Source organism: Hahella sp. HNIBRBA332 (genome assembly GCF_030719035.1).
Classification (GTDB): Bacteria; Pseudomonadota; Gammaproteobacteria; order Pseudomonadales; family Oleiphilaceae; genus Hahella.
In genome coordinates this window covers 6,206,332-6,217,662 of sequence record NZ_CP132203.1, presented here as the reverse complement: position 1 = coordinate 6,217,662, position 11,331 = coordinate 6,206,332, and the positions used below count along the sequence as shown (strand labels likewise).

Genomic DNA, 11,331 nt, shown 5'->3' with positions numbered 1-11,331 from the left:
AACGTCATCGCGTCCGAACAAAAGAGGAGAATTTTTATGTCATACACACTTATGGCCCGCGCGCTGATTGTAGCCGGAGCCCTGTCCCTCGGTGCGGCCTCCGCTCATGGGGAGGAGGTTGCGGGTTACGTCAAAGATCTTTATCACGGCTGGGCGCACGTTCGTTATGAAGTCGACGCCAAAGAGCAGGAGAGAGGTTACCAGGACTTGAAAGGTCAGGCGGATCAGGCGGTGGATGCGCATCCTGAAGATCCCAATGTCTGGATCTGGAAAGGCGTCATCACCAGCACCTATGCCGGCGCCAAGGGCGGTCTCAAAGCCCTTTCCCTGGTGAAAGAGGCTCGGGACTGCTTCGAAAAGGCCATGAGCATCGACGCCAACGCCTTTGGCGGCTCCGCTTACACCAGTCTCGGCGCACTCTATTATCAGGCGCCAGGATGGCCACTCAGCTTCGGCGACGATAAGGAAGCCAGCAAACTGTTGCGTAAAGGTCTGGAAATAAATCCGGATGGTATTGACGCCAACTTCTTCTACGGAGACTATCTGCGAGAGCAAGGCGACCTCAAACAAGCTAAGCTTTACCTTGAAAAGGCGTTGCAGGCGACGCCGCGCCCCGACCGCCAAGTAGCCGACGCCGGACGTCGCGGCGAAATTCAGGCGCTACTGAAGAAAATGAAATAAACACGGAGCATGATGTAGCGCAATGCGCATTTTATTGGTGGAAGATGACGAATTACTGGCCGACGGCATCCAAACCAGTTTGACCCAACAGGCCAATACAGTGGACTGGGTGGCCTCCGGCGAGGCCGCTCTTCACGCTCTGAAGCTGGAACAATTCCATCTCGTCATCCTGGACCTGGGATTACCTGATATCGACGGATTCACGGTCTTGAAGCGACTGCGTGATCGCGGCGATGAGATACCCGTTCTGATTCTAAGCGCCCGCGACCAGGTACAGGACCGCGTCAAGGGCCTCGACGCCGGGGCCGACGATTACCTCCTGAAGCCTTTTGATGTGAGCGAGCTCAAGGCCCGTTTGCGCGCACTGAGCCGACGCGGCTCAGGTAATGCGCACCCGGAAATCCAGCTCGCCAATATCCGCATTCTGCCCTCTTCCTATCAGGTTTATAAAAACAACGAGGAAGTGCGCCTGTCGCGCCGGGAATATGCGCTCCTGTATGAACTCGCCTCCCATCGCGGCAGAGTGCTGTCCAAAGACCAGTTGGAAGAGCTTGTCTACGGCTGGTCCGACGATGTGTCCAGCAACACCATGGAAGTACATATTCACAACCTGCGCAAAAAGCTCAACGCCGACCTGATTAAAACCGTTCGCGGCATGGGTTACATGATCGAGAAGGAATAATGCGCTCCATCAAACGCTTTCTGCTGATTTCACTGATTTCTATTATCTGTCTGGGCGGCCTTTTCACCGCCCTGGCCAATTACCATGACTCCCAGGAGCAGGTGGAAGAACTGTTCGACGCCGAGCTGGCGCAAATGGCCCGCATGCTGCAAAGCCTGCTGGCCAGCCAGATGAAGAGGACCAATCTGGAACACCTGCAGGACGCCCTGGTGTATGAGGACTATGCTCTCGACGAGAAAGAAGAAGCGGAATTGAGCGACGGCGAGGAATACACGCCTCTGGGCCACAAGTATGAGAAGAAACTGGCGTTTCAGGTCTGGAGCGAGAGCGGTAAGCTGTTGATTCAGACCAAGGCCGCGTCACAGGGATTTACCCGTCATCAGGCTGGCTTCAACTCCGATAAGGTCGCTGGCGAATCATGGCGCACCTTTACCTTGTTCGATGAGAATCTGCGTATCTGGATTCAGGTAGCGCAACAGGAAGACGTTCGCAGCGAGTTGACGAAGGAAATCGCCGAGCATGTGATTTGGCCGTCGTTGCTGCTTATTCCGATTATTCTGCTGGGCGTCAGTTGGGCGGTCACGCGCGCCTTGAGGCCCCTCTCCACCATCTCCAAGGAGCTGAAGCAAAGGGACTACGCCAACCTGCAAATCCTGGATGACGCCGACTATCCCTCTGAACTCGCCATCCTGGTCGACGCCATCAACGATCTGTTCCAGCGTCTACAGGCCACATCGGATCGCGAACGACAATTCACCGCCGACGCCGCCCACGAACTACGCACCCCTCTCGCCGGGGTGAAAGTGCATTTACAGAACGCCCAGGAAATGGCGCAATCCGAGCCTGTGTCCGACTGCCTGCACAAAGCCCTGCGCGGCCTGGATCGTCTGATTCATATGGTGGAGCAGTTGCTGCAGCTCAGCCGCCTCGACCACGAGCGCGCCCTCAGCGACGCCCAGCTGGTGCAGATAGATATGCTGTGCCAGGACATCCTGCGGGAATCACAGCCCTTGATTGAAGAGAAGAATATCCGTGCGGAGTTCAATGCAGACGGCTGCGCGCCGATTCAGGGCAATCCCGCGGCACTCAGTATCTTGCTGCGTAATCTGCTGGACAACGCCTTGCGCTATTCGCCCAAAAACTCGCAGATCACTCTACTGGTGAAGGATAAAACCCTGGTAATTGAAGATCAGGGTCCCGGCATTCCTCCAGAGCAACGTCAGCAGGCGATGGAGCGATTTCACCGCGGCAAGCAGCAGAATGAAATCGGCAGCGGTCTTGGCCTCTCCATCTGCCAACGCATTGCGGATCTGCACCGGGCGCGCATTTCTCTAGACGACCGGGAAGACCAGCAACCCGGACTGCGCGTACAGGTATCATTCCCCTGACAAATATCACTCGCACTTCATCCATATAATTTTTATTGTTATCGTATAAAAACACTATATTTTAACTATAAAAACGTCTGTCTTATTCTGCAGGGACACCCATCCACAGGAATAAGACATGACATTCTGGAGCCCTCATTCACACAAAGTATTCATCAGCCGACTGCAGGCGGTCGTCGCAGCCATGGCGTTGCAACTTTTGCTTGCGCCACTTGGACACGCCGAGGAGATTCGTTTTTCTTACCTTGAAACCGGGGCCTCCAGCGGAGCCCAGGAAGCCATGGTGGTGGCCAGCGGCAGCTGGTTTACCCGCCGCAAGTTATCCCATGGCGCGGTGCTGATTCACCATCCTGACGGCGACTTGCTTTACGACACCGGGCTGGGACGTCAGGTAGACGTTCAATTCGAGGTCAATCCCTGGTGGGCGCGCTCGTTGTTCGCCTATGAAAAAGGCGTTCCTGTCGCCGACCAGTTGGCGGCGAATGGTTATGACGCCAAAAGCCTGAAGGCGATCGTGCTGTCCCATCTGCATTGGGATCACGCCAGCGGCGTGGTGGACTTTCCCGGCGTTCCCATCTGGGTGCAGCAAAAGGAGTATGGTGCGGCCTTGCAGGGCGAGCCGCCGGCGTTTCTGCACTCTCAGCTGGAGGAAGCAAGCATTCAATGGCGCTTCCTGACGCTGGAGGACGCGGAATTCAAAGGCTTTGAACGCAGTCTGGATGTATACGGCGACGGCTCCGTCGTCCTGGTGGAGATTCCCGGTCATACCCGCGGTCAATTAGGGCTATATTTGACCCTGAACCCGCAAACGCGGTACTTCTTCATCGGCGACGCCACCTGGACCCTGAAAGGGGTTCAGGATGACAGTCCTCGCCCAGGATTCGTGCGCTGGATGGCGAACTTAAATGATGACGACGACCTGACTGAGCGTATGGTGACTCAATTACACAACTTGCAACAGCAGGAGCCGGACCTGACCATTGTGCCGGCGCATGATGAATTGATCGCCGCCAGCCTGCCCCATTACCCTGTGTTCTCTTCACAGTAGTGAAGAGACAATGGCTTAACTTTCCACCAACGGAGCCAGTATGGATTTGAGAGCCTTGCGTTATTACGTCGCCGCCGTGGAAACCGGCAGCATCACTGCGGCGGCGGAACAGTGTCATGTGGCGCAACCGTCCATTTCCCTGGCGGTCAGTAAGCTGGAAAGTGAATTGGATACGCTGTTGCTGGAACGGGGCAAAAAAGGCGTACGCACCACACGCGCCGGCCGCGAACTGCATCATATGGCCCGGCGTTTATTGGCGCAAAGCGACGCCCTGGTGAAGCATTTCCAGCAAAGCGCGCCGTTGCCGCCACTGCGCATTGGCCTGGACCTCGTTGTCAGCCTGGAGCGGGTTAAAGCGCTGCTGGCGCGCCTGGCGCCGCTGCAATCCCGGATGCAACTGGAGCTGCTGCGCGGCGAGGAAAACACGGATATTTGCATCGTCAGCCGCGACCGCTGTCCGGAAAACTACCGCTTTAATCCCCTCTGGCGCGATGAATACTGCCTGTTACTGCCCGCCGATCATCCTTTGTCCCTACGAGACCAACTTGGCGTCGACGACCTGAACGGCATTGGATTGGTGGAACGCTCCTTCTGCGATCTGTCCGGACAATGGCGCGCCTTCGCGGAGCGGCATCAGCTGGATTTCGCCATCACCGCCCGCACCGACAATGAAGAGTGGGCCCTCGCGCTGGTCGCCGCCGGCGTCGGCGCCTGTCTGGCGCCACAGGGAATCGACGCCAGCGCATCCGATGGGATCATCGCCATCCCTCTGTCGCAGATTGAGGGATTCCCGGACATCAAACGGGAGCTGGGACTCGCCTGGTCTCCTCTGCTTCGTACAGAAATAAAGGAAGCGCTGCTACCTTTATTCGACTGAATTTAACTAACACTCGACTGAACTGATCCAAAACGTCACCAGCAGCGTAGTTAGAACATTATTTGCCCGGTTTATTTTGGAGCTGCTACGCTATGCAGGTAAGTAACAACGTCATAGTGCTACCGATTAATCGAAAGATGGACCCAAACAAACAGGACGCAGACGAGGACACCTCCTCGGCAAAAGATGTCCTGGCGCCCTTAATAGAAGCGGTAGCCGCACAGCGGGACCGGGATGCGTTCCGTCAACTGTTCCAGACGTTCGCCCCCAAAGTGAAGGCCTACGCCATCAAACAGGGCATGCAGGAACACGCAGAGGAACTGGTGCAGGAAGTCATGGTCAACGTGTGGCGGCGCGCCGCCCAGTTCGACCGCGATAAGGCGGCGGCTTCAACCTGGTTGTTCGCCATCGCCCGTAATGCGCGCATCGACCTGCTGCGCAAGTTGGGGCGCTCCAGCCAGGAAACCCAGGTGGAAACGGACTATTTGTGGAGCCTGCCGGGCTCCGACGAGCCCACTGGCGCGTTCCAACAGGCCGTGATCGTGCGCAATATCCGTCAGTCGCTGGGGGATCTGCCGCAAGAGCAACGAGACGTCATCGCCAAAGTCTATCTGGAAGACAAGTCTCACCAGCGAGTGGCGGAAGAACTCAGCCTGCCGCTGGGTACTGTGAAAAGCAGGGTCCGTCTGGCTCTGCAGAAACTGAAGGTGATTTTGCAGGAACGGGAAAAAGCAGTATGAGTCAACATCACCCCAGTGATGACATCCTGATGGAGTACGCAGCGGGTTGCGCCTCACCGCACCTCGCCTTGTGCGTAGCCGTTCACCTGCAGTACTGTCCTCATTGCCGCGCCGGCATCCAGCGCCTCAGCGCCCTGGGCGGGGAAATGCTGCAGCAACTGCCGCAGGAAGACCTAAGCGAAGCATTATTCGAACGCATCATGTTGCGTATCGAGCTGGAGGAAAGCGCGCCGGCGACGCTGCAAAAGCCCGTGGAAGATCTGCTACAGCGCTGGCTGCCTGACGGCTTGAACGCCGTAAACTGGCGCAAGCAATGGTTCAAAGTGTACGAATACGTGCTGGAAGTCTCACGCAAAGGCCGGCAGCGTCTCAGTCTGCAAAAGATCTCCGCCGGCGGCCGCGCGCCTTTGCACGCGCACTATGGCCAGGAGGTGACTGTCGTGTTACAGGGAGGCTTTTCCGATGAAATGGGCGTGTACGAAGAAGGCGACTTCGTCATTCGCAGCGGAGATCAACGTCATCGTCCCCGCGCCCTGGAAAACGAGGACTGCATCTGCCTTGCTTATCTGGACGCGCCGGTGTGTCTGGCGGGCCCCATCGGTCGCTGGATCGAACGCTTTAGACGGCTGTTTATGCCAGACCTGAACGCCCCCGTCAGTTAACCAACGCTCTTACGGCGGCGAGGGATCATCCCTCCGCCGCCATCAGACCTCCCAAGTCATAACCCGCCGTTCTCCGCCACGCCAGATGCGCGGCTGACGTCAGATCGGCGGGTTCCGCCAGCGGCGGTCGTCGGTGAAACCAGGGCAAGGCCCGCTCCATCTGCGCCGCCAGACTGAACAGAAGACGCTCCTGACCAATGCCCGCGGCAAACTGAACGCCAATGGGCAGATCATCCTGATTCCACCATACCGGCAACATCATGGCGGGTTGCCCCCCCATGTTGAACAAAGGCGAGAATGGGGTCAGTGAGAAACTTTTGGCGCGAATATTCTGCGCCAGCAGGTTCAACAACGGCGTCATCGGAAAGCTGCGCGCCAGTTCCAACAATAGTTTTTCCTGTTGGGAAGGCGCTAATTCGCCAAGACGGGCCGGTGGGCCGGCCATCGCCGGGGTAAGCAATACGTCAAACTGCTGGAATAAGGCTTCCAGCCTGCGTCCCGCCTGATTCATAACCTGGGTCGCCCAGGCGAATTCCGCGGCGGTCTTGCTCAATCCCAAGTTGAACAACAGATGCGTCGCCAACTCCAGGTCCCCTCGACGCGGTCGGCCGCTGGGGCTGACCTGCCGCACCATCTGCGCGGTTTCTCCCGCCACGATAGTCAGGTAGGCCTGAGTCAGTTCTTCTTCATCCAGACTGAGCGTATGCTGTATCACTTCATGGCCCATGTCCTCGCAGACCATGGCGGCGCGGTCTAGCGCCAGCAGGCTGTCATTATTCAGCGTGGCGCTGAAAAAGGGCTTTTCGCAAATGGCGATTCGCAAGGGACGACGAGGTCCCGTCAGCGCCCGACGATAGCATTGCTCGGTTTTATCCAGCCCCGCGCTCACACTTAACAGCATGGCGCTATCGCGCACACTGCGGGAGATCACATGATCCACCGCCATGCCTTGCAGGCGCCGTCCCCAAGTGAGTCCCTCCGGCTCCCGTCCTCTGGAGGGTTTGAAGCCAAACAGACCGCAGGAGACCGCCGGCGTCCGTAGAGAGCCGCCAATATCCACTGCATGCGCTACCGGGGCCATGCCCACCGCCACCGCCGCTGCAGCGCCACCGCTGGAGCCGCCCGGCGAACGACTCAGGTCCCAGGGGTTACGGGAAGCGCCAAAGAGTTGCGGCTCCGTGGTCATCGCCAGTCCCAGCTCCGCCGTATTAGTCTTGCCGGCGATCACCAGCCCCGCACGTCGATAACGCTGCACCAGTTCACAGTCATGAAATACCGGACGCGAACAAAACAGACGCGAGCCGGCGGAGGTCGGCGTCTTGCGCACTTCTGCATTCAGGTCCTGCAGCAAAAACGGCGCGCCATATAAAGGCTGTTGCGGGTGCAACTGGTCAAGTTGCGCTCTGGCCTGATCATAGAGTTTGTTGATCACCGCGTTCACCAGCGGGTTGCGGGACTCAATGCGAGCGATCGCCGCCTCCAGCAGCTCATCCGGGCTCATCTCTCCAGATCGCGCCAGCTCCGCCAGTCCGATGGCGTCATACTTTTCATATTCGGGAAACGGGATCAAGACAGCGCCTCCCCTGCCTTGCTGTCCTCCTTCTGCGAGGCCATGCGTTTGGTGGCTTCGAGCAACTCATACACCGCGTCGATATCGTCTTGATAGGTTTGCTGGATGGCCTCGCGATTTTTACGACCCGACGACTGCAGCAATCCATTGGCTACATTGAACGCCTGCGTTGCGCCAACCACCGCCTTGATCTGCGCGAACTCCGGCAGGCGACGGTTCACCCTTTCCACAACGGCGGTCAGTTCATCCGCATCTTCCGCTACAATCACCGCCACCAGACTGGACTTTCCCGCACCAAATACCGCCGCCTGTCGGATCTGCGGATCTCCGGTCAGCTCCGCTTCGATCCAGTCCGGGGAAATTCTGCGTCCTTCAGCGGTCACCAGCACATCTTTCTTGCGCCCGCGTATAAATAAAAATCCTTCGTTGTCCATATATCCCAGGTCTCCGCTGTTCCATTGTGCATTGGGGCGACGCGGCCCGCCGCCCAGGTAACCGAGGCTCTGCGCCCCGCTCACCATGACTTCTCCCTCTTCACTGATGCGCACTCGCGAGTGCGGTAAAGGTTTTCCCACAGAGCCTGGCTTATACGCCTTGGGCGTACTCAAGCACACCATTGAGCCAGCTTCGTTCAAGCAATACCCCGCATATACCGGCGCCCCCTGACGTCGCGCCGCATTGATTAGACGCCTGGACGCCGGAGCGCCAATCAGGGTCATATAGCGCATGGCCTCCAGGGTCAGGGAACGGGACTGCATATAACTGAGCAGGGGCTTTAACAGTTCAGGAGTAATCAGCAGAGTGGAGGCGCGATAATCCACCAGGCTGCGATAAAGTTCCGCCGGATTAAAGATGGTTGAGCCAAATCCACATTGCTCGGCGGGAAGCATGATTGTCGCCGCGCCTGCCGCCAGGGCGGCGCCGGTTCCAGCCATCTGCTCCGCCAACGAGTTCAGCGGCAATAAGCAAAAATGGCGGTCTTGCGCCGTGATATTGGCGCTGGCGCACACCGACGCCGTCACGGCGTCCAGCGCCTGGCGGTTCAGGCATACGCCACGGAGCATGTCTTCGTCATCCACATGAAAAGCGATCCGGTCCACGTCCTCCATGGGGTCGCTGTATAAACCGGTCAAAACCAGCTGGTGGCCGCCGACCTGCAATAGACGACTTTCCGGCCATAATTTGCGTAACCGCACACTAGCGGCGTCAAAGCAGATAATCGCTTCGAGACCCGCCTGACGGATGGCGTGACGTAGCTGTTCATCGCTGAGCGTCGGGGAGAGCGGCGCGCACAGAGCGCCCGCGCGGGCGGCGGCCAGATCGGCGATAATCCAGGCGACGTCATTGTCGCCCAGGATGCCCACACGACAAATCGAGTAGCTTTTCAGACGGATGGCAAGCGCATCCGCTTCCTGACGGAGTTTCGCGAAACTCATACGTTCGCGAGCGGTGATCAACGCATCGCCCTGGGCGGCTTCCAAATACTGTAGAGCGCTCATAAAAGGCACTCCTCCACAGTGGCGCGATACCCAGCGTCTGCGCCCGTTGAGTAGAATAACGGCGATAACCGTAAGAGCGCGCTGGCGACAGCTCTTTCAGCGTCCATAACATCTTCCTTTACTTACGTTTTCCCTGGAATATGGTCCCGGACGCGGTCATGACCATAGGTGCGCGGCAACAATCTGTTGCGCACCGTCCTGCCGGCTTGATGAGCGGCCCTGATCATGGACGGCGGGCCGGAGTGCGCAGCAGAACTTAGCAGCAGGCCCAGTAGGTCAGTATCCGCGATTATTACGGTTATCAGGGAAGATGCTTATATTTTCCCCGACATTACCGGCATCTTTCCCTCAAATAGCCGCGACTGGCTCGGCCAGGCCAACTCTTTGCGTCGCCCGGGTGAGGCTTTCCCATAAAAAGCGCACAGCGGGACCGTGGGGCTTCTCCAGTTTGCGCAACACATAGAGATCGACTTTTTCAGTGGCGTCACATGGGATATGGGGCATCGGCAGTAACTCGCCCTGGGCCAGCTCTTCTTTGATTTCATGCAAAGGCAGACGCCCCCAGCCCAGCCCGGCGAGGATCATGCGCTTCTTCAGATTGTGGTCATTGACCGCCCACTTACCGCCGTTATCCACCAACAGATAGCGTTCATCGAGGCGCTTGATGGCGCTGTCCTCCACCACTATCTGCGTACTTCGACACAGATCTGGCTCGCCATTGTCGCAACGCAGCAAGTTGGCGAGATAATCCGGCGTCGCCACCACTTTCAAGACAATCTGGCTGAATGGGGCCACTTCCAGAGAGGCATGCACCCGTTCCTGATACGTGATGGCGATATCCGCCTGATTCTCCTGTAAGCGCTGCATAGCGCCTTCCAGGGTTTCAATATAAAAATCCACCTGGGTATTGGCGTAGCGTGCGGCGCACTCCCGCAAAGACGGCAATACCTTCTCCAGGGGACAGATATGATTGACGGCGACGCGGATGACTGGCTCATATCCCATGGCCAGTTCGCGGGTGTAAGAGTCAAGATCGGAGAATTTCGCCAGAAGTTCGTTCACTTTTCCGGAGAAAGCCTCCCCTTTTTCGGTCAGTTTGGGACGGTATCGATCGCGCTGGAACAATTGGAAACCAATTTCCTCCTCCAGCGCGCGGATGGTTTTGCTTATCGCGGATTGGCTGCGGTAGAATTTTTTGGCCGCCGCCCTGAACCCGCCTTCGCTCACCACTGCGGCGAATATGCGTAGCTGTTCCCTAGTCATGTAAAATTTCCCTTTAATACAACATGATTACTTTACGGCAACACAAAATGAAAATTAATCATTATTTTTTAATCAGTTAGCGTCATAAGATAACACTAGAGCACTCGCTGGGCGCAGATAGGGAATGATTCCCGATCAAGGACGGCGCCAAAAAGGGACATGTTAAACAGTAATGGATGTAAGGATAGGACGTAAAAGTGCTTACCATGGTTACAAAAGGAAATGACCTCCCCACTGTGTACCGCGGCGCGCCCGCGGAAGACGATCTGCTGCCGTCACTAGCGCGGCTGAGCGGCGTTCCAATTTCCATCCGAGAAGCGCAGACCATCGGACTCTGGCTATGCGGTTTGTCCGCGAAAGAAAGCAGCCAGGTGCTGGGTTTGTCGCCACGAACGGTGGAGACTTATCGGGAAAACATCAAAAACAAGTTTTCCATCACCAACAAAATCAAGTTTTTTGACTTGCTGATACGCAACAAACTGCACATTCCGCTCGTGTTGATGGGAGGCAGCTACATCACCGAGTATCAGTCGAACCACCAGGATCAGCCGTTGCAGGCTACCGGATAACCCCGCCGGTACGCCCCGCAAGGGACAAAACAAGAATAAGCTCCCATCAGGACGCCCCTCCCATGTCCGTATCCTATACGGATGCAGGGGGGCGCATTTCTCCCTAGACTGCCGCACTCAAGGGAAAACGCAGCGTTAAGGCGTCCTGATCAAGGCGGCGGACCGATTTCGCCGGCGCATTCAGGGCGACAGGTTCCAAAAGAGCCGCTCTCGGTTGCAACGCTGATTCAACGCAAGCCGGCCGCCAATGGACGTCTCAGCATGATTCCTGAAGGTGATGGACCGACCCTGATTCACCCGACGCCGAGACGTACGTTTTACAGGCCTGCTTTTAGGAGGGCGCACCCGCTGG

At 57.3% G+C, this 11,331-nt stretch carries 11 protein-coding genes; 8 read left to right on the top strand and 3 right to left on the bottom strand.

The features are described from left to right. Positions 1-36: 36 nt before the first annotated feature. The 7 genes from O5O45_RS27560 to O5O45_RS27530 all read left to right on the top strand — a co-directional run bounded on the left by O5O45_RS27560 (position 37) and on the right by O5O45_RS27530 (position 6,078). Positions 37-681: a tetratricopeptide repeat protein gene (locus O5O45_RS27560; RefSeq protein ID WP_305902510.1), complete on the top strand. Its 645-nt coding sequence runs from the start codon at positions 37-39 to the stop codon at positions 679-681. Positions 682-703: 22 nt separating this feature from the next. Continuing rightward, entirely contained in the window at positions 704-1,363 is a 660-nt protein-coding gene (locus tag O5O45_RS27555; RefSeq protein WP_305902509.1) for a response regulator, read from the top strand. Continuing rightward, positions 1,363-2,751, top strand: a complete 1,389-nt coding sequence (locus O5O45_RS27550; RefSeq protein ID WP_305902508.1) for an ATP-binding protein — start codon at positions 1,363-1,365, stop codon at positions 2,749-2,751. Before O5O45_RS27555 ends, O5O45_RS27550 begins: the two co-directional genes overlap by 1 nt. Positions 2,752-2,869: 118 nt before the next feature. Then, entirely contained in the window at positions 2,870-3,799 is a 930-nt protein-coding gene (locus tag O5O45_RS27545; protein ID WP_305902507.1) for an MBL fold metallo-hydrolase, read from the top strand. 40 nt (positions 3,800-3,839) lie between these two features. Further along, positions 3,840-4,676 (top strand): LysR family transcriptional regulator, encoded by an 837-nt coding sequence (locus O5O45_RS27540; RefSeq protein WP_305902506.1) that lies wholly within the window; start codon positions 3,840-3,842, stop codon positions 4,674-4,676. 92 nt (positions 4,677-4,768) lie between these two features. Next, entirely contained in the window at positions 4,769-5,416 is a 648-nt protein-coding gene (locus O5O45_RS27535; RefSeq protein WP_305902505.1) for a sigma-70 family RNA polymerase sigma factor, read from the top strand. Continuing rightward, entirely contained in the window at positions 5,413-6,078 is a 666-nt protein-coding gene (locus tag O5O45_RS27530) for a ChrR family anti-sigma-E factor (protein WP_305902504.1), read from the top strand. Before O5O45_RS27535 ends, O5O45_RS27530 begins: the two co-directional genes overlap by 4 nt. Before the next feature lie 25 nt (positions 6,079-6,103). On the opposite strand, the gene O5O45_RS27525 is transcribed toward O5O45_RS27530, so the two are convergent. The 3 genes from O5O45_RS27525 to O5O45_RS27515 form a co-directional block, all read right to left on the bottom strand. Continuing rightward, the gene (locus O5O45_RS27525) at positions 6,104-7,648 is read right to left on the bottom strand and encodes an amidase (protein WP_305902503.1); all 1,545 of its coding nucleotides are present in this window, start codon (positions 7,646-7,648) and stop codon (positions 6,104-6,106) included. Beyond that, a complete protein-coding gene (locus O5O45_RS27520; RefSeq protein ID WP_305902502.1) occupies positions 7,645-9,147 on the bottom strand; it encodes an AMP-binding protein in 1,503 nt (500 codons plus the stop codon). Before O5O45_RS27520 ends, O5O45_RS27525 begins: the two co-directional genes overlap by 4 nt. A gap of 348 nt (positions 9,148-9,495) precedes the next feature. After that, the gene (locus O5O45_RS27515) at positions 9,496-10,410 is read right to left on the bottom strand and encodes a LysR family transcriptional regulator (RefSeq protein WP_305902501.1); all 915 of its coding nucleotides are present in this window, start codon (positions 10,408-10,410) and stop codon (positions 9,496-9,498) included. 206 nt (positions 10,411-10,616) lie between these two features. On the opposite strand from O5O45_RS27515, the gene O5O45_RS27510 reads away from it, so the two are divergent. Beyond that, the gene (locus O5O45_RS27510) at positions 10,617-10,979 is read left to right on the top strand and encodes a helix-turn-helix transcriptional regulator (protein ID WP_083769846.1); all 363 of its coding nucleotides are present in this window, start codon (positions 10,617-10,619) and stop codon (positions 10,977-10,979) included. The last annotated feature ends 352 nt before the right edge of the window (positions 10,980-11,331 follow it).